We start from the raw sequence: 26,510 nt of genomic DNA on the forward strand, positions 1-26,510 counted from the left end.
GTCCGGGATGGCTCAGGGTGAGAGGGTCTGCCGCTCACAGATTGAGAGACCCTGATCCATGTCCTGGCTGTCGAGATTCAGCCTCCGGCAACGGGCCCTGATCGGCCTGATGTCGCTCGTCGCGCTCGTCTTCGGGCTGATCGCGATACCCCAGATCAAGCAGCAGCTGCTGCCCACCATCAACCTGCCCATGGTGTCGGTGATCACGCCGTACCAGGGCGCCTCGCCCGACGTGGTCGAGAAGCAGGTCGTCGAGCCGATCGAGAACAACCTCCAGGGCGTCGACGGCGTCAAGTCCGTCACCTCCACCGCCAGTGAGGGCAACGCCGTGATCATGGCGTCCTTCGACTACGGCAACGACACCAAGCGGATCGTCTCCGACGTCCAGCAGGCCGTGAACCGGGCCCGCAACCAGCTCCCGGACGCCGTCGACCCGCAGGTCATATCCGGCTCCACCGACGACATGCCGACCGTGGTCCTCGCCGCCACCTCCGACAAGGACCAGCAGGCCCTCGCCGACCAGCTGGACAACACCGTCGTACCGGCGCTGAAGGACATCGACGGCGTCGGCCGCGTCCAGGTCACCGGCGTGCGCGACCTGCAGGTCACCGTCACCCCGGACGACGCGAAGCTCGCCCGGGCCGGCCTCACCCCCGCCGCGCTCGGCCAGGCCCTGCAGGCGGGCGGCGCGACCGTCCCGGCCGGCTCCTTCGACGAGAACGGCACCAACCACACCGTCCAGGTCGGCGGCGGCTTCACCTCGCTGCAGCAGATCCAGGACCTGATGGTCACCGGCCAGGGCGGGGAGAAGGCGGTACGGCTGGGTGACGTGGCCACCGTCAAGGAGCAGCCGGCTCCGGCCGACTCCATCACCCGCACCGACGGCAGGCCCAGCCTCGCCGTCACCGTGACGATGGACCACAACGGCAGCGCGGTCACCATCTCGAACGCGGTCAAGGACAAGCTGCCCGACCTGCGCGCGCAGCTCGGCTCGGGCGCGAAGCTCACGGTCGTCAGCGACCAGGGCCCGGCCGTGTCGAAGTCCATCAAGGGCCTGACCACGGAGGGCGCGCTCGGCCTGCTCTTCGCGGTCCTGGTCATCCTGGTCTTCCTCGCGTCGGTCCGCTCGACGCTGGTGACGGCGGTCTCCATCCCGCTGTCGGTGGTGCTGGCCCTGATCGTGCTGTGGACGCGCGGCCTGTCGCTGAACATGCTCACGCTCGGCGCGCTGACCATCGCCATCGGCCGGGTCGTGGACGACTCGATCGTCGTCCTGGAGAACATCAAGCGCCACCTCGGCTACGGCGAGGAGCGCAGGGACGCCATCCTGAACGCCGTGCGCGAGGTGGCCGGCGCGGTCACCTCCTCCACCCTCACCACGGTCGCCGTGTTCCTGCCGATCGGCCTGGTCGGCGGCATGGTGGGTGCCCTGTTCGGTTCGTTCAGCATCACGGTGACGGCGGCCCTGCTGGCCTCCCTGCTGGTGTCGCTGACGGTTGTACCGGTCCTGTCGTACTGGTTCCTGCGCGCCCCGAAGGGCACCCCCGAGGACGCGGCCGAGGCCCGCCGCCGGGCCGAGGAGAAGGAGGCGAACAGCCGCCTGCAGCGCGCCTACGTCCCCGTCCTGCGCTTCGCCACCCGCCGCCGCCTCACCAGCGTGCTGATCGCGATCGTGGTCCTGGTGCTGACCTTCGGCATGGGCGGCCTGCTGAAGACGAACTTCTTCGACCAGGGCGAGCAGGAGGTCATCACCGTCAAGCAGGAGCTGAAGCCGGGCACGAGCCTGGCCGCCACCGACGCGCAGGCCAAGCGGGTGGAGAAGCTGCTCGCCGCCACCGAGGGCGTCAAGGACTACCAGGTCACCGTCGGCTCCTCCGGCTTCATGGCGGCCTTCGGCGGCGGCACGAGCACCAACCAGGCGTCGTACCAGGTGATGCTCAAGGACTCCAAGTCGTACGCCAAGGTGCAGAAGCACATCGAGGACGGCCTGAAGCAGCTCAAGGGCATCGGTACGACCACGGTGTCGGCCGGTGACGGCTTCGGCAACCAGAACCTGAGCGTGGTGGTCAAGGCGTCCGACCCGCAGACGCTGCGCACGGCCGCGGAGCAGGTCCGCTCCACGGTCGCCGGCCTGGACGGCGTCACGGACGTCACCAGCGACCTCGCGACGAGCGTGCCCCGGATCTCGGTCAAGGCGGGCGCCAAGGCGGCCGCGGCCGGGTTCGACGACCAGAAGCTCGGCGCGGCGGTTGCCGAGGCGGTCCGCGGTACGACGGCGGCGAAGGCGATCCTCGACGACACCGAGCGCGATGTCGTCGTGCGGTCGGCCAATCCCGCGACCACGATGGCCCAGCTGAAGGCGCTGCGCCTCGGCCCGGTGAAGCTCGGCGACATCGCCACGGTGCAGCTGGTGGACGGCCCCGTGTCGCTGACCCGGATCGACGGCCGGCGCGCCGCCACCATCACGGCCAGGCCGACCGGTGACAACACCGGTGCCATCAGCACCAAGCTCCAGTCGAAGATCAAGGCGCTGAAGCTCCCGGCGGGCGCGAAGGCCGAGATCGGTGGCGTGACGTCGGACCAGAACGACGCGTTCAAGAACCTGGGCCTCGCCATGCTGGCGGCGATCGCGATCGTCTTCATGCTGCTGGTGGCGACCTTCCGCTCGCTGGCCCAGCCGCTGATCCTCCTGGTCTCCATCCCCTTCGCGGCGACGGGTGCGATCGGCCTGCTGGTCGCCACCGGCACCCCGATGGGCGTCCCGGCGATGATCGGCATGCTGATGCTGATCGGCATCGTGGTGACCAACGCGATCGTCCTGATCGACCTGATCAACCAGTACCGCAGGCAGGGCTACGGCGTGGTGGAAGCCGTCGTCGAGGGCGGCCGCCACCGCCTCCGCCCGATCCTGATGACGGCCCTGGCGACGATCTTCGCCCTGCTCCCGATGGCCCTGGGCGTCACCGGCGAGGGCGGCTTCATCGCCCAGCCGCTCGCGGTGGTCGTCATCGGCGGCCTGATCACGTCCACCCTGCTGACGCTCCTGCTGGTGCCGACGCTCTACGCGATGCTGGAACTCCGCACGGAGCGCCGGGCGAAGAAGCGGGCGGCCAAGCGGGAGGCGAAGGCGGAGAAGGTCCTGGAGCCCGCCGGAGTCTGACGGCTCTGACGGCATGGATACGGCATGGAAAAGGGCCGGGTCTCGCAGGAGACCCGGCCCTTTTCGTGCGCGCTACGGCAGCGCGAGCATCCGCTCCAGGGCCAGCTTCGCGAAGGCCTCGGTCTCCTTGTCGACCTCGATCCGGTTGACCAGCTTGCCCTCGGCCAGGGACTCCAGGGCCCAGACCAGGTGGGGCAGGTCGATGCGGTTCATGGTCGAGCAGAAGCAGACCGTCTTGTCGAGGAAGACGATCTCCTTGCCCTCGGGTGCGAAACGGTTCGCCAGCCGCCGTACCAGGTTCAGCTCGGTGCCGATGGCCCACTTGGAGCCCGCCGGGGCCGCCTCCAGAGCCTTGATGATGTACTCCGTCGAGCCGACGTAGTCCGCGGCGGCGACCACCTCGTGCTTGCACTCGGGGTGGACCAGGACGTTCACGCCGGGGATGCGCTCGCGCACGTCGTTGACCGAGTCCAGGTTGAAGCGGCCGTGCACCGAGCAGTGGCCGCGCCACAGGATCATCTTCGCCGCACGCAGCTCGTCCGCCGTCAGGCCGCCGTTCGGCTTGTGCGGGTTGTAGACCACGCAGTCGTCCAGGGACATGCCCATGTCCCGGACGGCGGTGTTGCGGCCCAGGTGCTGGTCGGGCAGGAACAGCACCTTCTCACCCTGTTCGAAGGCCCAGTCGAGGGCGCGCTTGGCGTTGGAGGAGGTGCAGATCGTGCCGCCGTGCTTGCCGGTGAACGCCTTGATGTCGGCGGAGGAGTTCATGTACGAGACCGGTACCACCTGCTCGGCCACGCCCGCCTCGGTCAGGACGTCCCAGCACTCCGCGACCTGCTCGGCCGTCGCCATGTCGGCCATCGAGCAGCCGGCGGCGAGGTCGGGCAGGACGACCTTCTGGTCGTCGGAGGTGAGGATGTCGGCCGACTCGGCCATGAAGTGCACACCGCAGAAGACGATGTACTCGGCCTCCGGGCGCGCGGCCGCGTCCCGGGCCAGCTTGAAGGAGTCGCCCGTGACGTCGGCGAACTGGATGACCTCGTCGCGCTGGTAGTGGTGGCCGAGCACGAAAACCTTGTCGCCGAGCTTCTCCTTGGCCGCACGGGCGCGCGCGACCAGGTCCGGGTCGGACGGCGAGGGCAGGTCACCGGGGCACTCGACGCCCCGCTCGCTCTTCGGGTCGGCCTCACGGCCGAGCAGCAGCAGGGCGAGCGGAGTCGGCTGCACGTCGAGTTCCGGGGTCTGGGCGGTGGTCACGACACGCACCCTTTCTACTTTTCGTCTAACTGACGCTATCTATCATAACCGGTTCACGTCAGTTTGACGATGGCCATAACGTCGATGTGACGTGAATCCCGCCCGGGTCCCTCCATGAGCCGCTGCCGACCTCATGGGGCGTGTGCGAGCATGAAGACGGAAGCAAGAACGCGCCAACACGACTGCCCGCCCCGGAATGAATCCGCGGAAGCGCCGGTTGCACTCGTCGGCAAGCAGTCTCCGTACAACCCGGGAGAGATGTAGATGTCCGTATCGGACGAGACCACCACCGTCACCGACGGCATCATCCTGACCGACGCCGCCGCGGCCAAGGTCAAGGCCCTGCTCGACCAGGAAGGCCGCGACGACCTCGCGCTGCGCGTCGCCGTCCAGCCCGGCGGCTGCTCCGGCCTGCGCTACCAGCTCTTCTTCGACGAGCGCTCGCTCGACGGTGACGTGGAGAAGGACTTCGGCGGGGTCAAGGTCGTCACGGACCGCATGAGCGCTCCGTACCTGGGCGGCGCCACCATCGACTTCGTGGACACGATCGAGAAGCAGGGCTTCACGATCGACAACCCGAACGCGACCGGCTCCTGCGCCTGCGGCGACTCCTTCAGCTGAGCCGAGGGCTCACAACCCTGACGGTCCGAAAGGCGGCGGCTCCCCGAGCGGGGGGCCGCCGCCTTCGTCGTGCGCCGGGTGGTCAGCGGGACAGGGCCGAAGCGTCCGGGTGCAGGGCGCCCGGCTTGGCCTGTGGAATACGGGCGCCGTCGGCGCCGACCACCGTCCGCCCGTCCAGCGGCGCAGCCAGCCGTACGGTCTTGACGTACTCCTTGGCGATCAGCACACACACCTTGTCCGGCCAGGGGTGCGCGGTGACGGTCACGGTCACCCGCTCGCCGCTCTCCTTGGCAGCCACCGTGTAGTCCGCACACACCCCGCCGTAGAAACTCACGGTCAGCTCGCTGTCCTCGGCCAGGTAGCCGGTGACCTTCACGTCATGGGGCGCCGCGGACGCGGTGGGCGCCGAGGGCGTGGCCGCCGACGCCAGGTACCGGGGATCGACCGCCGGGTACGACACCGTCGACGCGCCCTGGCCGGCCGGACCCCGCACCTCGAACAGCCACGACGGCACCAGCGTCTGCCGCCCGGCGACGGAGTGCGCGGCCAGCCCGAACACCGCCTTGTCCACGGGGACCGCGTCCGTCCCCGCGTCCGCCCCCCGCTGCGGCGCGCCCGTGGCCGCGCCGCACGGCTGCTCCAGCCGGTCCTTCATCGGCACCGGACTGGCGCAGCCGCCGATCCCCATGCGGTGGTCGCTCTTCGGCGCCGCGTCCATCAGCTTCAGCGTCTTCGCGGCGCCCAGCACGGGATACGTGTCGCCCTTCACCGGCGCACCGAGCAGCCCGTGCCCGCCGACCAGCGCGCCCTGTCGGTCCACGGTCAGGCCGGTCGTCCAGCCGTACGTCGGCAGCCCGCCGACCACCGGGTCGGCGTTCACGACCCGCCCGCTCCCCATGACCTGGCTCGCGTCGATCTTCGCGTCGTCCAGCCCCGCCGCCTTCAGCACCGGCGCGGCCACCTCGGTCGCCTTCCGCACGCTCACCGGGGCGCCGGCCGGCACCATCGGGTCGTGCATGCACAGGACGCCCTTCCTGCAGTCGTCCGTGCCCGGCGCGTACCGGCTGAACGTCCAGCTGCCCGGCGCGTCCCGGTTCACCGTCAGGCTCGGCCCGGAGCCGTCCCTGCCGCCGACCCGCCAGATCCGGCCCTCGGCCACCGGAGTGCCGTCGACCCCCAGCGCCTTGGCCAGCCGGACCACCGCGTCCCTGCCGACCTCGCCCTTCGGCACGTACACCGGCGCGGAGCCGGGTCCGGCCGGCAGCGCGCCGTGGGCGACGTATGTCGCGCCGTACGGGTCCGGCTCGCCCCCAGCGGTGCCGTTGCCGCTGGTCCAGCCGTCCAGCGCGAGCGGCGGGGGAGTGGCGCCGGAGCCGTCCGCGCCGGGTCCGCCCGTACGACCGCCGGTGTCGCCGCGCGCCGCGAGGTAGGCGCCACCGCCGCCGACCAGCAGCACCGCGGCGGCGACGGAGACGACGACGAGCCGCGACCGCCGCCGGCCGGCCTGCCCGCCCTCCGCGCCGTCGATGTCGCCGATACCGCCGGTGCCGTCGGCGCCCTCCGCCGCAGTGGCCGTCGGCTCGGGCTTCCCCGGGCCCTCGGGCCCCTCCTGGCCCCCGCTACTGCCCGCGTTCCCCGCGGCCTCGGTGTGCTCGGCGCTCTCGGTGTGCTCGGAGCTCTCCGGGTGCTCGCGGTTCTCGGGTCGCTCGGTGTTCACCGCATCGCTCCTCGCTGGTCGTATCCCGCATCCCCCGCCTGGAGGACGGCGATGGGACGTGGGAGGGGAGCGTGCGGTTCCCTGCGGAATGCGCCCCGCGCGTCAGTCGCCGTAGTCGGACATCGCGTCCAGCAGATGCGCGGACCGCGCCGGCACGCTCACCCCGTGGATCAGGGACGGCGGCACCGGCCGGGCCTCGGCGTGCTCGGGAACCGCCCAGCGCGGCGCCATCCGGGCGCAGTCGCCGCGCAGCACGGCGAGGTCGCCCTCCAGGTCACCCTCGAGGTCGGCGTGGACGGTGTGGCGGAACTTGAGGTTCGTCATGACCGCACGGTAGGCCCGCTCCGCACCGCGAAGAAAGATCTACTATCGGGTAGTTTCGCCAACTACTGAGGGGACGGCCGACCGGGTAGCGTGAACTGTCAACCCAGCCTCCCGCAGGAGAATCCCCGTCGTGCGCATCGCAGTCACCGGCTCCATCGCCACCGACCACCTCATGACCTTCCCCGGCCGTTTCGCCGACCAGTTCGTCGCGGACCAGCTGCACACGGTTTCGCTCTCCTTCCTCGTCGACAACCTGGACGTGCGCCGCGGCGGCGTCGCCGCGAACATCGCCTTCGGCATGGGTCAGCTCGGCACCCAGCCGATCCTGGTCGGTGCCGCGGGCTTCGACTTCGACGAGTACCGGGCCTGGCTCGACCGGCACGGCGTGGACACCGAGTCGGTCCGGATCTCCGAGACCCTGCACACCGCCCGCTTCGTGTGCACCACCGACGCCGACCACAACCAGATCGGCTCGTTCTACACCGGCGCGATGAGCGAGGCCCGCCTCATCGAGCTGAAGACCGTCGCCGACCGCGTGGGCGGCCTGGACCTGGTGCTCATCGGCGCCGACGACCCGGAGGCGATGCTCCGCCACACGGAGGAGTGCCGCTCCCGCCGGATCCCCTTCGCCGCCGACTTCTCCCAGCAGATCGCCCGGATGGACGGCGACGAGATCCGGGTGCTGCTGGACGGGGCGACGTACCTGTTCTCCAACGAGTACGAGAAGGGCCTCATCGAGTCCAAGACCGGCTGGACCGACGCCGAGATCCTGGGCAGGGTCGGCCACCGCGTCACCACGCTCGGCTCGCGCGGCGTACGCATCGAGCGGGTCGGTGACGACCCGATCGAGGTCGGCGTCCCCGAGGAGGAGCGCAAGGCCGACCCCACGGGCGTCGGCGACGCCTTCCGCGCCGGGTTCCTGTCGGGCCTGGCCTGGGGCGTCTCGCTCGAGCGCGCCGCCCAGGTGGGCTGCATGCTGGCGACGCTCGTCATCGAGACGGTGGGCACGCAGGAGTACCGGCTGCGGCGGGGGCACTTCATGGAGCGGTTCGTGAAGGCGTACGGCGACGAGGCCGGGGAGGAAGTGCGGGCTCATCTGGGCTGAGGCCGGGCGCCCCTTCGGGGCTGCGCCCCCGGACCCCCTCAGGCGACCCGGCGCACCAGGTACGCCGTACCCCGCTCCGCCGGTTCCTCCCCGACGTACTCCTGCCCCCGCATCTCGCACCACGCCGGGATGTCCAGGCGGGCCGCCTCGTCGTCGGAGAGGACCCGCACCAGCCCGCCGACGGGCACCTGACCGAACACCTTCGCCAGTTCGATGACCGGGATCGGGCACCGCTTGCCCAGGGAGTCGACGAGCACCTCCCCGGGACCCTGCTGGGCGGCCGGTGCCGCCGGTGCGCCCAGCTTCTCCCGGACCCCCGCCACCACCCCCGGCAGCACCTCCAGGAACCGCTCCACGTCAGCCTCCGGGGTGCCCATCGGCAGGGACACCCGGACGTTCCCCTCGCTCAGCACGCCCATCGCCTTCAGCACATGGCTCGGCGTCAGCGTGCTGCTCGTGCAGGAGGAACCGGAGGAGACCGAGAAGCCCTCCCGGTCCAGCTCGTGCAGCAGCGCCTCGCCGTCGACGTAGAGGCAGGAGAAGGTGACGATCCCGGGCAGCCGGAGCTCGGGATCGCCGACCACCTCCACGTCCGGCACCAGCTGCGGCACCCGCGTCCGGATCCGCTCCGTCAGCTCCCGTAGCCGTACCGCCTCCTGGGCCGCCTCGGCCCGAACCGCCCGCAGCGAGGCCACGGCCGCCACGATCGCCGGGATGTTCTCGAACCCGGGCGCCCGGCCCGACTCCCGCTCGTCCACCGGGCGTTGGGCGGAGAACCGCACCCCCTTGCGCACGACGAGCAGCCCGACCCCGGACGGCCCGCCCCATTTGTGCGCACTGCCGGTCAGCAGCGACCAGCCGCCCTCGACGCGCCCCCACCCCAGCGACTGCGCCGCATCCACCAGCAGCGGCACCCCGGCGGCCCGGCACACCTCGGCCACCTCACCGACCGGCTGCACGGTACCGACTTCGTGGTTGGCCGACTGCAGGCACGCCAGCGCGGTGTCCGGGCGAAGGGCAGCCTCGTAACCCGACGGGTCCACGACTCCCGCCCGGTCCACGGCCACCCGGGTCACCGTCCCCCCGTCGGCCTCGAACGCCTCCGCCGAATGGAGGACGGAGGAGTGTTCGACGGACGACACGATCAGGTGGCGTCCCACCCGCCGCCGCCCGGCCAACGCCCCGGCGATCCCGCTGTGCAGGGCCCGGGTCCCCGACGACGTGAACACCACTTCGTCCGCCCGGCACCCCACGGCCTCAGCAGCCGCCTCGCGCGCCGCATCCAGCAACATCCGGGCCTTGCGCCCCTCCCGGTACAGCCGTGCGGGATCGGCCCACCCCTCATCCAAAGAGGCCAACAACGCCTGGCGGGCAACGGGATGGAGAGGAACGGCGGAGGCAGCGTCAAAGTAGGCCATACGGCAACGTTAAGACCCCGGCGGGGACAGCCAACCCAGGGGCGCGAGGCTGTGACATCAGCGGCTCCGCCGCGGGGCGCGACCAGCCACAACGGACCCGCAGCCGCCAATCCAGCGAACCACCCAACTCAGTAGGCCCCCCTCCCCGCGAACCCCCGGAGGGCGTCGGCTAGGGTTTGGTCCGCATAAACATCCAAACCCCTGCCCGACGCAGGGCGGCGACCGACCAGCGAGAAGGCCGCAGCCGACCGCGCGGGCGAGACTCTCGGGAAGGCGCTACGTGAGTCCCAACGGCTCCGACCGCTCGCCGCGGCGCCCGATGCGGCGGAAGCTGCTGCAGGCACTGACCGCGGGCCTGGTCCTGGCGACCGCAACCGGTTGCACATACAAGGACTTCCCCCGCCTTGGCATGCCCACCCCGACCACGGAAGAGGCTCCGCGGATCCTCTCCCTGTGGCAGGGCTCCTGGGCTGCCGCGCTCGCCGTCGGCGTGCTGGTGTGGGGCCTGATCCTGTGGAGCGCCATGTTCCACCGGCGCAGCCGCACCAAGGTCGAGGTACCTCCGCAGACCCGGTACAACATGCCGATCGAGGCCCTGTACACGGTGGTCCCGATCATCATCATCTCGGTGCTCTTCTACTTCACGGCCCGGGACGAGTCGAAGCTCCTGAGCCTCTCCAAGAAGCCGGACGTCACGATCAACGTGGTCGGCTTCCAGTGGAGCTGGGGCTTCAACTACATCGAGAACGTCCCCGGTGTCTCCGGCGACGCGAAGACCGACGCGAACCTGAACGCCATTCCGGACCGGTTCAAGAAGGACTTCCCGGCGAACGCCGGCGGGGTCTACGACGTCGGTACGCCCGCCACGAAGAACCCGCAGACGGGCAACCCCGGTCCGACGCTCTGGCTCCCCAAGGGTGAGACGGTCCGCTTCGTCCTGACCTCTCGTGACGTCATCCACTCCTTCTGGGTGGTGCCGTTCCTGATGAAGCAGGACGTCATCCCGGGCCACACCAACGCCTTCCAGGTCACTCCGAACCACGAAGGCACCTTCCTCGGCAAGTGCGCCGAGCTCTGCGGTGTCGACCACTCGCGCATGCTGTTCAACGTGAAGGTCGTCTCCCCGGCGGCGTACCAGAAGCACCTCCAGGACCTCGCCAAGAAGGGGCAGACCGGTTACATTCCCGCCGGCATCGCGCAGACGAGCCACGAGAAGAACCGGGAGACGAACAACCTGTGAGCATCCTCAACGAACCCCAGGGTGCCGCGGCAGCTGAAGGCGCGTTCGCGGACGAGCTGCCGGTCAGGCGCAAGCAGCCCGGCAATGTCGTGGTGAAGTGGCTGACGACCACCGACCACAAGACGATCGGGACGATGTACCTTGCGACGTCGTTCGCGTTCTTCCTGATCGGCGGCGTGATGGCGCTGCTCATGCGCGCCGAGCTGGCCCGGCCGGGCCTGCAGATCATGTCGAACGAGCAGTTCAACCAGGCGTTCACGATGCACGGCACGATCATGCTGCTGATGTTCGCGACGCCGCTGTTCGCCGGTTTCGCGAACTGGATCATGCCGCTGCAGATCGGCGCCCCCGACGTGGCGTTTCCGCGGCTGAACATGTTCGCCTACTGGCTGTACCTGTTCGGCTCGCTCATCGCGGTGGGCGGCTTCCTCACCCCGCAGGGTGCGGCGGACTTCGGCTGGTTCGCCTACTCGCCGCTGTCGGACGCGGTCCGCAGCCCCGGTGTCGGCGCCGACATGTGGATCATGGGTCTGGCCATGTCCGGCTTCGGCACCATCCTCGGCTCGGTCAACTTCATCACCACGATCATCTGCATGCGTGCCCCGGGCATGACCATGTTCCGCATGCCGATCTTCGTGTGGAACGTGCTGCTGACCGGTGTCCTGGTCCTGCTGGCCTTCCCGGTCCTCGCGGCCGCGCTGTTCGCCCTGGAGGCGGACCGCAAGTTCGGCGCCCATGTCTTCGACGCCGCAAACGGCGGCGCACTACTGTGGCAACACCTCTTCTGGTTCTTCGGCCATCCAGAGGTGTACATCATCGCGTTGCCGTTCTTCGGAATCATCTCCGAGGTCATCCCGGTGTTCTCCCGCAAGCCGATGTTCGGCTACATGGGTCTGATCGCCGCGACGATCGCGATCGCCGGTCTGTCCGTGACCGTGTGGGCCCACCACATGTACGTCACCGGTGGTGTGCTGCTGCCGTTCTTCTCCTTCATGACCTTCCTGATCGCCGTACCGACCGGTGTGAAGTTCTTCAACTGGATCGGCACGATGTGGAAGGGCTCGCTGTCCTTCGAGACGCCGATGCTCTGGGCGACCGGCTTCCTGATCACCTTCACGTTCGGTGGTCTGACCGGTGTCATCCTGGCCTCGCCCCCGATGGACTTCCACGTCTCCGACTCGTACTTCGTGGTGGCCCACTTCCACTACGTCGTCTTCGGTACGGTCGTCTTCGCCATGTTCTCCGGCTTCCACTTCTGGTGGCCGAAGTGGACCGGCAAGATGCTGGACGAGCGCCTGGGCAAGATCACCTTCTGGACGCTGTTCATCGGCTTCCACGGCACCTTCCTGGTCCAGCACTGGCTGGGTGCCGAGGGCATGCCGCGCCGGTACGCCGACTACCTGGCGGCCGACGGCTTCACCGCCCTGAACACGGTCTCGACGATCAGCTCCTTCCTGCTCGGCCTGTCGATCCTGCCGTTCCTCTACAACGTCTGGAAGACCGCCAAGTACGGCAAGCCGGTCAATGTGGACGACCCGTGGGGCTACGGCCGTTCGCTCGAGTGGGCGACGTCCTGCCCGCCGCCGCGGCACAACTTCCTCACCCTGCCGCGGATCCGCAGCGAATCCCCGGCGTTCGACCTGCACCACCCTGAGATCGCCGCGCTCGAGCAGCTCGCGCACAGCGGTCACGGCACCGCCATCGCGGGCAGCAAGGAGGCCGGCAAGTGAAGATCCAGGGTCGGATGTTCATCTGGCTGAGCGTCTTCATCCTGATCATGGCCATCGTGTATGGCGTGTGGTCGAAGGAGCCGGCCGGTACCACCGCACTGTTCCTGGCCTTCGGCCTGAGCGTCATGATCGGCTTCTACCTGGGCTTCACCGCCCGGCGGGTCGACGCGGGCGCCCAGGACGACAAGGAGGCCGACGTCGCGGACGACGCGGGCGAGCTGGGCTTCTTCAGCCCGCACAGCTGGCAGCCGCTGCTGCTGGGCTTCGGCGGTGCGATCGCCTTCCTCAGCATCGCGGTCGGCTGGTGGCTGATCTACTTCTCCGCCCCGTTCATCGTGGTCGGCCTGTTCGGCTGGGTGTTCGAGTACTACCACGGCGAGAACCGCACCCAGTAGCACGCGCGTGCACGCACCGGAGGCCCGGACGCTCCCTCAGGAGGGTCCGGGCCTCCGGCTTTTCCACAGGTCGCCCGGGTGCGGTCGTTCCTCTGCCGCAGTGTCGATCACTCGTACGGGTTACCCACCGCGCAAATGGGGTCAACGCCTCATAGCGTGATCGTATGAACCACACTCCGCGGACCCGCACCGTCGTCAGCTGCGCCCTGCTGGTGACCGCGCTCGGCGCGGGCCTCACCGCCTGCAGTTCGGACGGCAACTCCTTGTCGGCCAAGCCGTACGACGCGGCGGACGTGATCTCCTCCAACCTCCCCACAGAGGAGGGGGAGCGGGCCGACCCGGACAAGCCCCTGGAGATCACGGCCAACGGTGACGACCGCATCACCGACGTCACCGCCCAGGACTCCGCAGGGCGCTATGTGCCGGGCGAACTCGCCGCCGACGGCAGCAGATGGCACAGCACCGCCCCGCTGGCCGCGGGCGCCCACTACACGGTCACGGTGAGCACCGAGGACGACGACGGCGCACCCGGCCGCAAGATCCTCACCTTCGACACCGGCAAGCCCACCAGCAGAAAGCGCCTGACCGTCACCCTCGGGCCGAAGTCGGGCCAGTACGGCGTCGGCCAGCCCATCACCGCCCAACTCGACCAGGAGGTCAAGGACAAGGCGCAGCGCGCCATCGTGGAGCGCGCCCTGAGGGTGGAGTCCACGCCGGCCGTACCGGGCTCCTGGTACTGGGTGAGCGACAAGGAACTCCACTACCGGCCTCAGGAGTACTGGCCCGCCCACGCCACCATCACGGTGCACAGCAACCTGGACGGCATCAGGATCAGCGACCGGCTGTGGGGCGGCCCGTCGAAACCGCTGAAGATCACCACGGGTGACCGGATCGAGGCCCTCACGGACGCCGCGGCACACCAACTGACGTTCTACAAGAACGGTGAGGCGATCAAACGGATCCCCGTCACCACCGGCAGGCCCGGCTACGACACCCGCAACGGCATCAAGGTCGTCCTGGAGAAGGCGTACGTCGTCCGCATGCGCGGCACCACGATCGGCATCTCCACGAGCAGCTCCGACTCCTACGACCTGAACGTCTACTACTCCACACGGGTGACCTGGTCCGGCGAGTACGTGCACGCCGCGCCCTGGTCCGTGGGTTCACAGGGCTACGCCAACGTCAGCCACGGCTGCACGGGCATGAGCACCGCCAACGCCCAGTGGTTCTTCGCCAACATCCACCAGGGCGACATCGTCAGGGTCGTCAACTCCGGCGGCCACCAGATGGAGGACTTCGGCAACGGCTTCGGCGACTGGAACGTCGACTGGAAGAAATGGAGCATGGGCAGTGCCCTCGTCAACGGCAAGCCCGCCGGGCCGTCCCAGGCGGACACGGTGAGACTGCAGCCCGCGGCGCTCTGAGCGCCCCGCAAGGGGCGCGGGGAACCCCCACGCCCCCCTCCCCGCTAGGCGCCCACCAACCGCTTCTGACGGAGCAGCGAAGCAAGGGCCGAGGAAAACTCCACAGGATCCACCGGAAGAGTCACAGCGGCGTCAGCCCGGCTCCACGTGGCCAGCCACGCGTCCTGGGGCCGGCCCATGAGCAGAAGCACCGGCGGGCAGTTGAACACCTCGTCCTTGATCTGCCGGCACACCCCCATACCCCCCATGGGCACGGCCTCGCCGTCCAGCACGCACACGTCGATCCCGCCCCTGTCCAGCTCGCGCAGCACCGCCTCGGGCGTCGCGCACTCCAGGAACTCGACGAAGGGGACGTCGGGAGCGGGCCTGCGGCCGGCGGCCAGCCGTACTTGCTCGCGGGTGTTGGAGTCGTCGCTGTAGACCAGCACCGTGGCGGTCGGCTGCATTGTTCCTCCGGGACGTCAGCGTCGTACGGACGGGACGGACAGGGCCGTTCGGGGCGGAGCTTACTCCCGTGGAAGTCCCCATGAACACCACGTCAACACCGGTTCGGCGGCAGCAACACTCCGAACGGCACCCCCCGGAGTGAGGGCGGGATAAGCGACCGACATAATGTCGGTCGTGGCGACAGCAACGACAGTAGAAACCGGGCACGCGCACCCGTCGGTCAACCGGCCGAACCTCACCAGCGTCGGAACCATCATCTGGCTGAGTTCCGAGCTGATGTTCTTCGCGGCCCTCTTCGCGATGTACTTCACCCTGCGGTCGGTGACGGGTCCGGCGCACTGGAAGCACATGGCCGACGCGCTCAATGTGCCCTTCTCCGCGACGAACACCACGATCCTGGTGCTCTCCTCGCTCACCTGCCAGCTCGGCGTGTTCGCGGCCGAGCGCGGTGACGTGAAGAAGCTCCGCGGGTGGTTCATCCTCACCTTCATCATGGGTGCGATCTTCATCGGCGGTCAGATCTACGAGTACACGAGCCTGGTGAGGGACGACGGCATCTCGCTCTCCTCCGACCCCTACGGCTCGGTGTTCTACCTGACCACCGGCTTCCACGGCCTGCACGTGACGGGCGGTCTCATCGCCTTCCTGCTGGTCCTCGGCCGCACCTACATGGCCAAGAGGTTCACCCACGAGCAGGCGACCGCCGCCATCGTCGTGTCCTACTACTGGCACTTCGTCGATGTGGTCTGGATCGGCCTTTTCGCCACGATCTACCTGATCAAGTAGCCGGGACCGGCTCCCGCACATCCAGAAGCACCGACGCAGAAGATCCTGACACCGGGGTAATCCGTGAAAAAGCTCTCCGCACGACGACGCCATCCGCTGGCGGCGGTCGTCGTCCTACTCCTCGCGCTGGCGGCCACTGGGGGGCTGTATGCCGCGTTCGCACCCGCGGGCAAGGCGCAGGCCGATGATTCCGCCCAGTCCCTGACCATCCAGGAGGGCAAGAAGCTCTACGAGGTCGGCTGCGCCAGCTGCCACGGCACCGGTGGCCAGGGCTCCTCCGACGGGCCGAGCCTGGTCGGCGTGGGCGCCGCGGCCGTCGACTTCCAGGTCGGCACCGGCCGTATGCCGGCCGCCACCATGCAGGGCGCCCAGGTCCCGCGCAAGAAGGTCATCTACAACCAGACGCAGATCGACCAGCTCGCCGCGTACATCGCCTCGCTGGGCGCCGGCCCGAGCGTGCCCACCAAGGACCAGTACGGCCCTGAGGGCGCGGACATCGCCAAGGGTGGCGAGCTGTTCCGCACCAACTGCGCGCAGTGCCACAACTTCACCGGCAAGGGCGGCGCCCTGACCAAGGGCAAGTTCGCGCCGACGCTCGAGGGCGTCGACCCGAAGCACATCTACGAGGCCATGCAGACCGGCCCGCAGAACATGCCGTCCTTCCCGGACACCACGTTGTCCTCGAAGAACAAGAAGGACATCATCGCGTACCTGCACGCGGTCGACAGCAGCGAGACGACGAACCCCGGCGGTCTGGAGCTGGGCGGCCTCGGGCCGGTCAGTGAGGGTCTGTTCGCCTGGATCTTCGGCCTCGGCGCGCTGATCGTGGTCGCCGTCTGGGTCGCCGCTCGGACCGCAAAGGCCAAGAAGTCATGAGTAGCCAAGACATTCCAGAAGAGAACCTGCCCGCAGAGCAGGAGCACGCGCACGGCGCGGTAACGGCGGTCGCGGACGAGGAGAACCCGTTCGCCGACCCGGGGCTGCCGCCTCACGAGCACCGCATCCAGGACATCGACGAGCGGGCCGCCAAGCGGTCCGAGCGCATGGTCGCCCTGCTGTTCACGGTGTCGATGCTGGCCACCGTCGGCTTCATCGTCTCGTACGTGACCATCCCGCACGACAAGGACATCTTCGTCTTCCCGATCGGGCACCTCAGCGCGCTGAACTTCGCGCTGGGTCTGACCCTCGGCACGGCGCTGTTCTGCATCGGCGCGGGCGCGGTCCACTGGGCCCGCACCCTGATGTCCGACGTCGAGGTCGCCGACGAGCGGCACCCGATCGAGGCCTCCCCCGAGGTCCGGGCCAAGGTCCACGCGGACTTCCGCCAGGGTGCCGCCGAGTCGGCGCTCGGCCGCCGCAAGCTGCTCCGCACCACCATGTTCGGCGCGCTGGCCCTGTTCCCGCTCTCCGGCGTCATGCTGCTGCGCGACCTCGGCCCGCTGCCCGGCACCTCGCTGCGTCACACGCTGTGGGCCAAGGGCAAGCGCCTGGTCAACACGAACACCGGCCTGCCGCTGCGCCCCGAGGACGTCGCCGTCGGCTCCCTCACCTTCGCCAAGCCCGACGGGCTGAACGAGACGGACGAGGAGTTCCAGACGGAGATCGCCAAGGCCGCGCTGATGATCGTCCGGCTGCAGCCGGACAACATCAAGGACAAGCGCGAGCTCGACTGGTCGCATGAAGGCATCGTCGCCTTCTCCAAGATCTGCACCCACGTCGGCTGCCCGATCTCCCTGTACGAGCAGCAGACGCACCACGTGCTGTGCCCGTGCCACCAGTCCACCTTCGACCTCTCCGACGGTGCCCGAGTGATCTTCGGCCCCGCCGGCCACGCCCTGCCGCAGCTGCGCATCGGTGTGGACAGTGAGGGTTACCTCCAGGCGCTCGGCGACTTCGAGGAGCCCGTCGGTCCTGCATTCTGGGAGCGCGGATGAGTACTGCAGCGAACGAGACGCCCCGCTCTCGCGGGAAGGCACCGGCCGGCGAACGTGTCGCCGACTGGGCCGACGGCCGGCTCGGGATCTACTCCCTGGCCAAGGCCAACATGCGCAAGATCTTCCCCGACCACTGGTCGTTCATGTTGGGCGAAGTGTGCATGTACAGCTTCATCATCATCATCCTGACGGGTGTCTATCTGACGTTGTTCTTCCACCCGTCGATGAACGAGGTGGAGTACCACGGCAGCTATGTCCCGCTCCAGGGACAGCTGATGTCCGAGGCGTTCAGCTCGACCCTGCACATCTCCTTCGACGTGCGCGGTGGCCTGCTCATCCGGCAGATCCACCACTGGGCCGCGCTGATCTTCCTCGCTGGCATGTTCGTGCACATGATGCGCGTGTTCTTCACCGGCGCGTTCCGCAAGCCGCGTGAGATCAACTGGCTGTTCGGCTTCCTGCTGTTCGTCCTCGGCATGTTCACCGGCTTCACCGGTTACTCGCTCCCGGACGACCTGCTCTCCGGCACCGGTGTCCGCTTCATGGAGGGCGCGATCCTGTCCGTGCCGATCGTCGGCACGTACCTGTCGTTCTTCCTCTTCGGCGGTCAGTTCCCCGGCCACGACTTCGTGGCCCGGTTCTACTCGATCCACATCCTGCTGCTGCCGGGCATCATGCTCGGCCTGATGGTGGGCCACCTGATCCTGGTCTTCTACCACAAGCACACGCAGTTCGCGGGTCCCGGCAAGAGCAACAAGAACGTCGTCGGCATGCCACTGCTGCCGGTCTACATGGCCAAGGCCGGAGGCTTCTTCTTCCTGGTCTTCGGTGTCATCGCGGCCATCGCGGCGGTCGCCCAGATCAACCCGATCTGGGCCATGGGACCCTACCGTCCGGACCAGGTGTCCACCGGCGCCCAGCCCGACTGGTACATGGGCTTCGCCGAGGGTCTGATCCGCTTCATGCCGGGCTGGGAGATCAACCTCTGGGGTCACACGCTCGTCCTGGGCGTGTTCATCCCGCTGGTCCTCTTCCCGCTGGTCCTGGCGGCGATCGCGGTCTACCCGTTCATCGAGTCCTGGATCACCGGCGACAAGCGCGAGCACCACATCCTGGACCGCCCGCGCAACGCCCCGACGCGTACCGCGTTCGGTGTCGCCTGGGTGACGATCTACATGATCACCCTGGTCGGTGGTGGCAACGACCTGTGGGCGACCCACTTCCACCTGTCGATCAACGCCGTGACCTGGTTCGTCCGGATCTTCTTCTTCCTCGGGCCGATCATCGCGTTCATCGTCACCAAGCGGATCTGCCTGGGTCTGCAGCGCCGCGACCGCGACAAGGTGCTGCACGGTCGCGAGACCGGCATCATCAAGCGCCTGCCGCACGGTGAGTTCATCGAGGTGCACGAGCCGCTCAGCCAGGAGCAGCTGCACACCCTCACGGCTCACCACCAGTACGAGCCGGCCGAGATCGGCCCGACGGTCGACGAGAACGGTGTCGAGCGCAAGGTCGGTGTCTCGGAGAAGCTCCGGGTGAAGCTGTCCAACGCCTACTACGGCGAGGACAACCAGATCCCGAAGCCGACCGTCGAGGAGTACAAGGAGATCACGAGCGGCCACGGCCACCACTGATCCCGCGTCGCCACGCCACGCCGAAGGGCCCCGTCCGGGTTACGGACGGGGCCCTTCGCCCTGCCCGGCGCTGGATAGGCTGGGACCACACTGTTTCCTCAGGACACCAGGAGCGGCTATGAACGCTGTGACCCCCGCTGGAGGCGACACCGCGGCGGGCCGTTCCTGGCCCGCCCTGCTGAACGGCCTGCTGGACGGCCAGGACCTCTCCGCCGACGACACCGCGTGGGCGATGGACCGGATCATGCGCGGCGAGGCGACCGACGCGCAGATCGCGGGGTTCGCGGTGGCGCTGCGGGCCAAGGGGCAGACGGTGCAGGAGATCACCGGTCTGGTCCGCACGATGTACCAGCACGCGAACGTGATCGAGGTGCCCGGCCCCACCGTCGACATCGTCGGCACCGGCGGCGACGGGGCGAAGACGGTGAACATCTCCACGATGTCGTCACTGGTCGTCGCCGGCACGGGCGCGAAGGTCGTCAAGCACGGCAACCGCGCCGCGTCCTCCGCCTCCGGATCCTCCGACGTCCTGGCGAAGCTGGGCGTCAACCTCGACCTCACGCCCCGGCGGGTGGCCGAGGTCGCGGAGGAGGCCGGCATCACCTTCTGCTTCGCGGTGAAGTTCCACCCCGCGCTGCGTCATGTGGGCGCCGCACGCGGCCAGTTGGGCATCCGTACGGTGTTCAACCTGCTCGGTCCGCTGACCAACCCGGCGAAGGTGCGGGCCCAGGCGGTCGGCGTGGCCGTCGCCCGTGAGGCGCCGATCGTCGCGGGCGTGCTCGCGGAGCGCGGCAACTCCTCGCTGGTCTTCCGCGGCGACGACGGGCTGGACGAGCTGACCACGACATCCACGTCCCACGTCTGGGTGGTCCGGGACGGCAAGGTCACCGAGGAGACCTTCGACCCGCGGGACGTCGGCATCGACCTCGTTCCCGTGGAGGCGCTGCGCGGCGGCGACCCGTCGCACAACGCCGAGGTCGCCCGCCGTCTGCTGGACGGCGAGCAGGGCCCGGTACGGGACGCCGTGCTGCTGAACTCCGCGGCGGCCCTGGTGGCCCTGCACCCGACGGACGCCTCGCTCGCCGACCAGCTGCGGGCCGGCATGGCCCAGGCCGCCGAATCCATCGACTCGGGCGCGGCGAAGCGGACGCTGGAACGGTGGGTGGCGGCGAGCAACGCCTAGTGCCCCGGCAGGCAACGTTTGCCCGTCAAGGAGCGGCGTCCGGTGCGTGCTCTGGGGGTCCCCCCCGGCCGAAGGCTGGGGGAGTGCCGGGTGCAAGTCCTCGTACTGGATGTACTTGGGCTTGTGCCCGGTGCGGCGAGTGGGGGCACCTCCCACGCCCTTAAGGCAGTGGGGGAGCGTGCCGGGCGTCGCGACGGGGCGAACGTTGCCTGCCGGGGCGCTGGCCGCCGCCGGTGGTCGTCCCGCGATCCGGACACGGGTTGCGGGGCGACGATCATTTACCGTACGTTTCTGCACCAGGTCATGAGTGACAGCCATTCGGCCCCGGCCGGCTGTCCGGCAACCCTCCGTCCGTGGCGGGGTGCCCCGGGTGAAGACCAGGCCGTAGGCAGCGAGGTCTACGGCAAGCGCGGACCCCTCGCGCGCTCGACGAGAGCGCGGGACCAGGGGTCCTGGTCATCGAGGGAGCCTTCCGTGAGCAAGCGAATGCGATAGGGCCGCAGAGCCCCGCCTCCGCACACCCCTTTTCTCTTCTTCCCGTACGTGTCTTCGCGTACGTCCTCACGGGAGTTCCCCATGTCTGTCTTCACCGCTGCCGCCGACCAGTCCGTTTGTGCCCCTCTGCCGGTTCTGGGCCGGGATGTCACCGTCCCGCTCGTCACCGGCGGCGAGGTCACCTACGCGGCCCTCGACTACGCGGCCAGCGCCCCTGCCCTGCAGCGCGTCTGGGACGACGTGGCCGCCTACGCGCCGTACTACGGCAGCGTCCACCGTGGCGCCGGCTACCTCTCCCAGCTCTCCACCGACCTCTTCGAGAACGCCCGCAGGACGGTCGCCGACTTCCTCGGCTGCCGCCCCGCCGACCAGGTGGTCTTCACCCGCTCCACCACCGACTCCCTGAACCTGCTGGCCCGCGCGCTCCCCGCCGACTGCCAGGTCTTCGTCTTCGAGACCGAGCACCACGCCTCCCTGCTGCCCTGGCAGGACGCGCGCGTCACCTACCTCGACGCCCCGCGCACTCCGCAGCAGGCCGTGGCGACCCTGGAGCGGGCCCTCGCCGACCGGGACCCCCACGGCCCGGCCCTCGTCTGCGTCACCGGCGCCTCCAACGTGACCGGCGAGCTGTGGCCGGTGCGCGAACTGGCCGCGGCGGCGCACGCCCACGGCGCCCGCATCGTCCTGGACGCCGCCCAGCTGGCCCCGCACCACCCCGTGTCCCTGCGTGACCTGGACGTCGACTGGGTCGCCTTCTCGGGTCACAAGCTGTACGCCCCCTTCGGCTCCGGCGTTCTGGCCGGCCGCGCCGACTGGCTGCGCGCGGCCGAGCCGTACCTGGCCGGCGGGGGCGCCAGCCGCAAGGTGACCCGGCGTCAGGACGGCGGCGTGGAGGTGGAGTGGCACGACAGCGCCGCACGGCACGAAGCGGGCTCGCCCAATGTGATCGGCGCCTACTCCATCGCGTCGGCCTGCAAGGCGCTGACCGAGGCCGGCTGGGACACCCTGGTGGCCCGGGAGCAGCACCTCGTCCGCCGGGTCCGGGCCGGCCTTGCCGAGATCCCCCAGGTGAAGGTGCTCTCCCTCTTCGGCGACGACGCCCCGCGCGTCGGTGTCATCTCCTTCGTCGTCGAGGGCTGGAACAGCTCCCACTTCGCCGCCGCGCTCTCCGCCGAGTACGGCATCGGCGTCCGCGACGGCCTCTTCTGCGCCCACCCCCTGGTCCGCACCCTCCTCGGCACCGACCCCCAGACCCAGGGCGAGTGCGGGGCCCCCGAGGCCGCGCCGGGGGAGAAGTCCCTCAACGCCATCCGCGTGAGCTTCGGCGCGGGCACCCCCGACGAGCACGTGGAGCGTTTCCTGACGGCGGTGCGGGAGCTGGTGACCGACGGTGCGAAGTGGACGTACCGGACGGAGGACGGCCGCTGCGTCCCGGCGGTGTGATCGGCGCCCCGCGGACGCTCAGGCGGTCTTTTCGACGGTCAGTTGTCCAGACCGATCGAGAAGGCCGCCTCCAGGTCGTGCTGGGAGTAGGTGCGGAAGGCGACGTGCGTGTCGGTGGCCTCGACGCCCGGGATCTTGCTGATCCGGCCGGGGATGACATCGGCGAGATCCTCGTGCTGCCGCACCCGGACCATCGCGATCAGGTCATATGTGCCCGTGACGGAGAAGACCTCGCTCACCGACTCCAGCGAAGCGATCTGCTCCGCGATCTCGGGGATCCGGTCCACGCTGGTCTTGATCAGGACGATCGCGGTGATCACGGCTGGTTCTCTCCCTCGGGGGCCTGAGCAGGGGCGGCTTTCACTCTAGCCGCCCGGCCGTACCGCACCCACGCGTAGCCGAAGCCCAGGCCGAAGCCGATGAGGTGGGCCAGATAGGCCACCCCGGGGCCGCCCGAGCTCTGCTCCGCCGCCGCCCACTGCAGGGCCGCCCAGAACGGCAGCACGATCCACGCGGGAAAGCGCAGTGGCAGGAAGAACAGGAACGGCAGAAGACTGGTGACACGGGCACGGGGGAACAGGTAGAGGAACGCTCCGAGGACCGCCGAGATCGCCCCGGAGGCGCCCACCAGCGACTGCTCGGAGGCGGCGTTGGCGGCCGCGTAGCCGAGCAGGGCGAGACAGCCGCAGCCGACGTAGAAGAGAGTGAACTCGACCCGGCCCATCCGCTCCTCGGTCATCACGCCGAAGACGAAGAGGAAGAGCATGTTGCCGAGCAGGTGCACCCAGCTGCCGTGTACGAACAGGGCCGTGGCGGGGGTCAGGACCTCGCGCAGCGGCCTGGCGAACAGCTCGGCCGGCACCACGCCCCAGCGCCGGAAGTACGCCCGCTGCGCGGCGAGCAGGCCGTCCCCGGAACCGTATCCCGGGGTGAGCCCCGAGGCCGGGCCCAGGACGAAGAGCAGGCAGCACAGGGCGATGAGGCCGTACGTCATGGGTGCTGATGAGCTCCGGACCGCTCTGAGGGTCCTGCCGGCCGCCGTGCTCCACTCGCTGATCATGAATACAGAGCATGACGTAACGGGACGCAAGCCGACAGACCGCCTCGCCGCCTTGGACGGACCAGCGGCGAGTCCCCGCCAGGCCGTAGGGTTACCGCCACACGCGTCGGCCGGCGGCGCGACGAGCGACTACCAGAAGGAAGCGGACAGCCACGATGACGGTTCCCCTGCCGACCGCGACCACCCGATGGCGCTGCACCCTGTGCGGCAACCTCACGCGGTTCGACGTGACGCGTTCCTCGAAGGTCGTCGAGTACGTCCACCTCGATCTGGCGGGCGAGCCGACCGTGGAGGAGCGGCAGGTGGTCAGTGAGACCATCGAGTCGGTGCGGTGCCGCTGGTGCAACGCGGTGGATCAGGTGGAACTCGTGGACAGGCCGGGTGCCGGCTCCTGAGCGGAGCGGCCCCGAAGAAGTCGAAGTAGTGGGGTGTGACGGATGGTGGAGACCGCAGGCGGGGGGCCGGGCGACGGCACCGCTGAGGTGCTTGACCGTCCGCTGCCCGACGGGGTGCGGCGCAGGGTCGTACAGATCGTCTCGGACGGCTTCGGCCGGCTCACCGTGACGGAACTGCCCGCCCAGCTGAGGCAGTACGCCCGGTTCGCCCCCAATCGCCGGGCGAAGTTCGCCGGGAACGCGATGGCGGCGGTGCTGGAGACCGATGCGCTGTTCCGGCAGCGGATCGGGGAGAAGTTCAGAGAGGCGCAGCCGGAACTCGCCGGCGCCCTCGACTCCGGCTCGCCGCTCCCGGCCGCGGACCCGCTCGACGTGGCGGCCGCGGCCTATGTACTGCGCCCGGCGGGCTGGGTGAAGCTGGTCACCGCGGCCGGCGAGGAGGTCCAGCGCGCGGACGCCGAGCGCGCCGACGAGGAGGGCCGGGCCGAGCTGGAGCGGCTGCGCGCCGAGCTGGCCCAGGCCCGCGAGCACACCCGCGCCGAGACCGAACGGCTACGCACGGAGCTGGAGTCGGCGAAGAAGGATGCCGAGTCGCTGCACCGCAAGCTCCGCGCCGCCCTGAGCGACGTCAAGCGGGGCGAGGCAGCCCTGCGCAAGGCCCGGGGCGAGATGGACGCCGTACGCGCCGAGGCGCACCGGCAGGTGTCGGCCGCCGAGAGCGAGTCCCGCCGGCTCAGGGCCCGCCTCGGCGAGGCCGAGGCCGCGCTGGAGGCCACCCGCCGCGCCGCCCGCGAGGGCCGCAGCGTGGAGGACATGCGGGTACGGCTGCTGCTCGACACCCTGCTGGACGCCACCCAGGGCCTCAGGCGCGAACTCGCCCTGCCGCCCGTGTCCGTGCGGCCCGCCGAGACCGTGGACGCGGTCGAACCGGGACGCATGACACCGAAGGACATCGCGGCGCGCGCCCTGTCGGAGAACGACCCGGCGATTCTCGACCAGTTGCTGGCGCTGCCGCAGGCGCACCTGGTGGTCGACGGCTACAACGTCACCAAGACCGGCTATCCGCAGATGCCGCTGGAGAAGCAGCGGCTGCGGCTCCTCGGCCAGCTCTCCGCGCTCGCCGCGCAGACCGGCGCCGAGGTGACCTGTGTCTTCGACGGCGCCGAACTGGCCGCCCCGGTGCTGCTCGCGCCGCCGCGCGGGGTCAGGGTGCTGTTCTCCAAGCCGGGCGTCACGGCCGACGAGCTGATCCGCCAGCTCGTGCGCGCGGAGCCGCCGGGCCGTCCGGTCATCGTCGCCTCCACCGACCGCGAGGTGGCCGACGGGGTCGCCAGGGCGGGTGCCCGTCCCGTCGCCTCTGCGGTGCTTCTCAAGCGACTGTCCTGAAGGCCCAACGGGCATATGCAATGCCCGAATTGGCCGTATCGTCACGCAACGTAGTGTCGATCGTGCATCACAGCATGTGAGTTCTGTGCAAAGAATGCATTGCGTGATGGGATTTTCTGCTGAGAGGATTTGAACTGATCACAACTGGGTCACTAGGGTCTGGGCTCGAACCTCCGAACGGGTGAGTACTCACTCTTCACAAGAAGGAGTTCGTCCTCCGTGGCGTCCCACCGTCGACCCAAGCAGCAGAGTCGCGCCCGCGTGACCGTGCTGACCACCGCAGCAGCCGCCGCCGTCGTCCTGAGCGCGAACGCCGCCAACGCGGCGCCGAGCCAGAAGCTCACCAAGGACCAGGTCAAGGCCAAGGTCGACGAGCTCTACCAGCAGGCGGAGCAGGCCACCGAGAAGTACGACGGGGCCCAGGCGAAGCAGCAGAAGCTGCAGAAGGAGATATCCACGATCCAGGACAACGTCGCGCGAGGTCAGCAGGACCTCAACAAGCTGCGCGACGGCCTGGGTTCGCTGGCCACCTCGCAGTACCGCTCGGGCGGCATCGACCCCTCGGTCCAGCTCTTCCTGTCCTCCAACCCGAACGACTTCCTCGACAAGGCGTCCACGCTCGACCAGTTGAGCGCCCAGCAGGTCGACGCGCTGAAGAAGATCCAGGACAAACAGCGCGAACTGGCCCAGGAGCGTGCCGAGGCCACCCAGAAGCTCAAGGACCTCTCCGCCACGCGTGCCCAGCTGGCGCAGAACAAGAAGGACGTCCAGGGCAAGCTCGCCGACGCGCAGAAGCTGCTGAACACCCTGACCGCCAAGGAGAAGGCGGACCTCGCCGCCCAGCAGGCGCGCGCCGACCGCTCCTCCAGCTCGCGGGTCGACCTCGGCAACAGCACCCCTGCCTCCGGCCGGGCCGGCGCGGCCTTCGCCGCCGCCCAGAGCAAGGTCGGTGTCGCCCCCTACGTCTACGGCGCCTCCGGCCCGTCCTCCTTCGACTGCTCGGGCCTGACCTCCTGGGCCTACGCCCAGGCCGGCGTGTCCATCCCGCGCACCTCCCAGGAGCAGGCGACCATAGGCACCCGGATCGACTCGATCAACGACCTCCAGGTCGGCGACCTGGTGTTCTTCTACAGCGACATCCACCACGTCGGCCTGTACGCCGGCAACGGCATGGTGCTGCACGCCCCGCACACCGGTGCCTACGTCCGCTACGAGGCGATGTCCGACATGCCGTTCCAGTTCGGCGTCCGGGTCTGATACCCGTCGCGGTCCCCTGGGAAACGCCCGCACGGGGGCGCCCGAACGGGCGAATCCCGTGGACCGGAAGTGACCCCACGCCCCGCCACTGACCTGGGT

At 69.4% G+C, this 26,510-nt stretch carries 23 protein-coding genes and 1 riboswitch; of the genes, 16 read left to right on the plus strand and 7 right to left on the minus strand.

Annotated elements, in window-relative coordinates; translation table 11 throughout:
- The first annotated feature begins 58 nt into the window (after positions 1 to 58).
- Positions 59 to 3,160 (plus strand): efflux RND transporter permease subunit, encoded by a 3,102-nt coding sequence (locus ACWC2T_RS02665; RefSeq protein WP_450668637.1) that lies wholly within the window; start codon positions 59 to 61, stop codon positions 3,158 to 3,160.
- A 72-nt stretch (positions 3,161 to 3,232) separates the two neighbouring features.
- On the opposite strand, the gene nadA is transcribed toward ACWC2T_RS02665, so the two are convergent.
- Positions 3,233 to 4,417, minus strand: a complete 1,185-nt coding sequence (gene nadA / locus ACWC2T_RS02670) for a quinolinate synthase NadA (protein ID WP_450668638.1) — start codon at positions 4,415 to 4,417, stop codon at positions 3,233 to 3,235.
- A 264-nt stretch (positions 4,418 to 4,681) separates the two neighbouring features.
- Between nadA and ACWC2T_RS02675 the strand changes: the two genes are divergently transcribed.
- Positions 4,682 to 5,038 carry an iron-sulfur cluster assembly accessory protein gene (locus ACWC2T_RS02675; protein ID WP_028422454.1) on the plus strand — a complete coding sequence of 119 codons (357 nt, stop codon included), beginning with the start codon at positions 4,682 to 4,684 and terminating at the stop codon, positions 5,036 to 5,038.
- A gap of 82 nt (positions 5,039 to 5,120) precedes the next feature.
- Here ACWC2T_RS02675 and ACWC2T_RS02680 read toward each other — a convergent pair whose 3' ends face one another.
- Both ACWC2T_RS02680 and ACWC2T_RS02685 read right to left on the minus strand, forming a co-directional pair.
- On the minus strand, positions 5,121 to 6,755 hold the full coding sequence (locus tag ACWC2T_RS02680) for a hypothetical protein (protein ID WP_450668639.1): 1,635 nt from the start codon (positions 6,753 to 6,755) through the stop codon (positions 5,121 to 5,123).
- 102 nt (positions 6,756 to 6,857) lie between these two features.
- Positions 6,858 to 7,079 carry a hypothetical protein gene (locus ACWC2T_RS02685; RefSeq protein WP_450668640.1) on the minus strand — a complete coding sequence of 74 codons (222 nt, stop codon included), beginning with the start codon at positions 7,077 to 7,079 and terminating at the stop codon, positions 6,858 to 6,860.
- Between the two features lie 130 nt (positions 7,080 to 7,209).
- On the opposite strand from ACWC2T_RS02685, the gene ACWC2T_RS02690 reads away from it, so the two are divergent.
- Positions 7,210 to 8,184: a carbohydrate kinase family protein gene (locus tag ACWC2T_RS02690; RefSeq protein ID WP_450668641.1), complete on the plus strand. Its 975-nt coding sequence runs from the start codon at positions 7,210 to 7,212 to the stop codon at positions 8,182 to 8,184.
- Between the two features lie 38 nt (positions 8,185 to 8,222).
- Here ACWC2T_RS02690 and ACWC2T_RS02695 read toward each other — a convergent pair whose 3' ends face one another.
- Positions 8,223 to 9,602, minus strand: a complete 1,380-nt coding sequence (locus ACWC2T_RS02695; protein ID WP_450668642.1) for an aminotransferase class V-fold PLP-dependent enzyme — start codon at positions 9,600 to 9,602, stop codon at positions 8,223 to 8,225.
- A 280-nt stretch (positions 9,603 to 9,882) separates the two neighbouring features.
- Between ACWC2T_RS02695 and ctaC the strand changes: the two genes are divergently transcribed.
- From ctaC to ACWC2T_RS02715, 4 genes are all read left to right on the plus strand, one after another.
- Complete coding sequence (gene ctaC, locus ACWC2T_RS02700; RefSeq protein WP_351203781.1) at positions 9,883 to 10,842, plus strand: aa3-type cytochrome oxidase subunit II; 960 nt, start codon at positions 9,883 to 9,885, stop codon at positions 10,840 to 10,842.
- Positions 10,839 to 12,572: an aa3-type cytochrome oxidase subunit I gene (gene ctaD, locus ACWC2T_RS02705; protein WP_450668643.1), complete on the plus strand. Its 1,734-nt coding sequence runs from the start codon at positions 10,839 to 10,841 to the stop codon at positions 12,570 to 12,572. The genes ctaC and ctaD overlap by 4 nt, the downstream gene beginning before the upstream one ends.
- Positions 12,569 to 12,967, plus strand: coding sequence for a cytochrome c oxidase subunit 4 (locus tag ACWC2T_RS02710; protein WP_450668644.1), 399 nt, complete (start codon positions 12,569 to 12,571; stop codon positions 12,965 to 12,967). The genes ctaD and ACWC2T_RS02710 overlap by 4 nt, the downstream gene beginning before the upstream one ends.
- A gap of 164 nt (positions 12,968 to 13,131) precedes the next feature.
- Entirely contained in the window at positions 13,132 to 14,391 is a 1,260-nt protein-coding gene (locus ACWC2T_RS02715; protein WP_450668645.1) for an Ig-like domain-containing protein, read from the plus strand.
- Positions 14,392 to 14,435: 44 nt separating this feature from the next.
- Here ACWC2T_RS02715 and ACWC2T_RS02720 read toward each other — a convergent pair whose 3' ends face one another.
- Positions 14,436 to 14,837 (minus strand): response regulator, encoded by a 402-nt coding sequence (locus tag ACWC2T_RS02720; protein ID WP_450668646.1) that lies wholly within the window; start codon positions 14,835 to 14,837, stop codon positions 14,436 to 14,438.
- Between the two features lie 166 nt (positions 14,838 to 15,003).
- Here ACWC2T_RS02720 and ctaE point away from each other — a divergent pair, with 166 nt between their 5' ends.
- From ctaE to ACWC2T_RS02750, 6 genes are all read left to right on the plus strand, one after another.
- Positions 15,004 to 15,624 (plus strand): aa3-type cytochrome oxidase subunit III, encoded by a 621-nt coding sequence (gene ctaE, locus ACWC2T_RS02725; RefSeq protein WP_361251881.1) that lies wholly within the window; start codon positions 15,004 to 15,006, stop codon positions 15,622 to 15,624.
- Positions 15,625 to 15,687: 63 nt separating this feature from the next.
- On the plus strand, positions 15,688 to 16,500 hold the full coding sequence (qcrC, locus tag ACWC2T_RS02730; RefSeq protein ID WP_450668647.1) for a cytochrome bc1 complex diheme cytochrome c subunit: 813 nt from the start codon (positions 15,688 to 15,690) through the stop codon (positions 16,498 to 16,500).
- A complete protein-coding gene (gene qcrA, locus ACWC2T_RS02735) occupies positions 16,497 to 17,558 on the plus strand; it encodes a cytochrome bc1 complex Rieske iron-sulfur subunit (protein WP_450668648.1) in 1,062 nt (353 codons plus the stop codon). The genes qcrC and qcrA overlap by 4 nt, the downstream gene beginning before the upstream one ends.
- Positions 17,555 to 19,192 (plus strand): cytochrome bc1 complex cytochrome b subunit, encoded by a 1,638-nt coding sequence (gene qcrB, locus ACWC2T_RS02740; protein ID WP_450668649.1) that lies wholly within the window; start codon positions 17,555 to 17,557, stop codon positions 19,190 to 19,192. Before qcrA ends, qcrB begins: the two co-directional genes overlap by 4 nt.
- A gap of 118 nt (positions 19,193 to 19,310) precedes the next feature.
- Entirely contained in the window at positions 19,311 to 20,375 is a 1,065-nt protein-coding gene (gene trpD / locus ACWC2T_RS02745; RefSeq protein ID WP_450668650.1) for an anthranilate phosphoribosyltransferase, read from the plus strand.
- A gap of 299 nt (positions 20,376 to 20,674) precedes the next feature.
- A riboswitch (SAM riboswitch) is annotated at positions 20,675 to 20,791 on the plus strand.
- Between the two features lie 160 nt (positions 20,792 to 20,951).
- Complete coding sequence (locus tag ACWC2T_RS02750; RefSeq protein WP_450668651.1) at positions 20,952 to 22,313, plus strand: aminotransferase class V-fold PLP-dependent enzyme; 1,362 nt, start codon at positions 20,952 to 20,954, stop codon at positions 22,311 to 22,313.
- 38 nt (positions 22,314 to 22,351) lie between these two features.
- Here ACWC2T_RS02750 and ACWC2T_RS02755 read toward each other — a convergent pair whose 3' ends face one another.
- Complete coding sequence (locus ACWC2T_RS02755) at positions 22,352 to 22,633, minus strand: Lrp/AsnC family transcriptional regulator (protein WP_208901317.1); 282 nt, start codon at positions 22,631 to 22,633, stop codon at positions 22,352 to 22,354.
- Entirely contained in the window at positions 22,630 to 23,373 is a 744-nt protein-coding gene (locus ACWC2T_RS02760; protein WP_450668652.1) for a rhomboid family intramembrane serine protease, read from the minus strand. The genes ACWC2T_RS02755 and ACWC2T_RS02760 overlap by 4 nt, the downstream gene beginning before the upstream one ends.
- A 155-nt stretch (positions 23,374 to 23,528) precedes the next feature.
- Between ACWC2T_RS02760 and ACWC2T_RS02765 the strand changes: the two genes are divergently transcribed.
- From ACWC2T_RS02765 to ACWC2T_RS02775, 3 genes are all read left to right on the plus strand, one after another.
- Positions 23,529 to 23,768 (plus strand): hypothetical protein, encoded by a 240-nt coding sequence (locus tag ACWC2T_RS02765; protein ID WP_146468537.1) that lies wholly within the window; start codon positions 23,529 to 23,531, stop codon positions 23,766 to 23,768.
- A 42-nt stretch (positions 23,769 to 23,810) separates the two neighbouring features.
- Complete coding sequence (locus ACWC2T_RS02770; protein WP_450668653.1) at positions 23,811 to 25,154, plus strand: NYN domain-containing protein; 1,344 nt, start codon at positions 23,811 to 23,813, stop codon at positions 25,152 to 25,154.
- Positions 25,155 to 25,373: 219 nt separating this feature from the next.
- On the plus strand, positions 25,374 to 26,411 hold the full coding sequence (locus ACWC2T_RS02775) for an NlpC/P60 family protein (RefSeq protein ID WP_450668654.1): 1,038 nt from the start codon (positions 25,374 to 25,376) through the stop codon (positions 26,409 to 26,411).
- The last annotated feature ends 99 nt before the right edge of the window (positions 26,412 to 26,510 follow it).

It is taken from the genome of Streptomyces sp. NPDC001393 (assembly GCF_053597455.1).

What these genes read in the sequence shown, in the direction of transcription:
- ACWC2T_RS02665 (WP_450668637.1), top strand. Translation starts at nt 59, where the DNA reads ATGTCCTGGCTGTCGAGATTCAGCCTCCGGCAACGGGCCCTGATCGGC.
- ACWC2T_RS02675 (WP_028422454.1), top strand. Translation starts at nt 4,682, where the DNA reads ATGTCCGTATCGGACGAGACCACCACCGTCACCGACGGCATCATCCTG.
- ACWC2T_RS02685 (WP_450668640.1), bottom strand. Translation starts at nt 7,079, where the DNA reads ATGACGAACCTCAAGTTCCGCCACACCGTCCACGCCGACCTCGAGGGT.
- ACWC2T_RS02695 (WP_450668642.1), bottom strand. Translation starts at nt 9,602, where the DNA reads ATGGCCTACTTTGACGCTGCCTCCGCCGTTCCTCTCCATCCCGTTGCC.
- ACWC2T_RS02715 (WP_450668645.1), top strand. Translation starts at nt 13,132, where the DNA reads ATGAACCACACTCCGCGGACCCGCACCGTCGTCAGCTGCGCCCTGCTG.
- ACWC2T_RS02720 (WP_450668646.1), bottom strand. Translation starts at nt 14,837, where the DNA reads ATGCAGCCGACCGCCACGGTGCTGGTCTACAGCGACGACTCCAACACC.
- ctaE (WP_361251881.1), top strand. Translation starts at nt 15,004, where the DNA reads ATGTCGGTCGTGGCGACAGCAACGACAGTAGAAACCGGGCACGCGCAC.
- qcrA (WP_450668648.1), top strand. Translation starts at nt 16,497, where the DNA reads ATGAGTAGCCAAGACATTCCAGAAGAGAACCTGCCCGCAGAGCAGGAG.
- qcrB (WP_450668649.1), top strand. Translation starts at nt 17,555, where the DNA reads ATGAGTACTGCAGCGAACGAGACGCCCCGCTCTCGCGGGAAGGCACCG.
- trpD (WP_450668650.1), top strand. Translation starts at nt 19,311, where the DNA reads ATGAACGCTGTGACCCCCGCTGGAGGCGACACCGCGGCGGGCCGTTCC.
- ACWC2T_RS02750 (WP_450668651.1), top strand. Translation starts at nt 20,952, where the DNA reads ATGTCTGTCTTCACCGCTGCCGCCGACCAGTCCGTTTGTGCCCCTCTG.
- ACWC2T_RS02760 (WP_450668652.1), bottom strand. Translation starts at nt 23,373, where the DNA reads ATGATCAGCGAGTGGAGCACGGCGGCCGGCAGGACCCTCAGAGCGGTC.
- ACWC2T_RS02765 (WP_146468537.1), top strand. Translation starts at nt 23,529, where the DNA reads ATGACGGTTCCCCTGCCGACCGCGACCACCCGATGGCGCTGCACCCTG.
- ACWC2T_RS02770 (WP_450668653.1), top strand. Translation starts at nt 23,811, where the DNA reads ATGGTGGAGACCGCAGGCGGGGGGCCGGGCGACGGCACCGCTGAGGTG.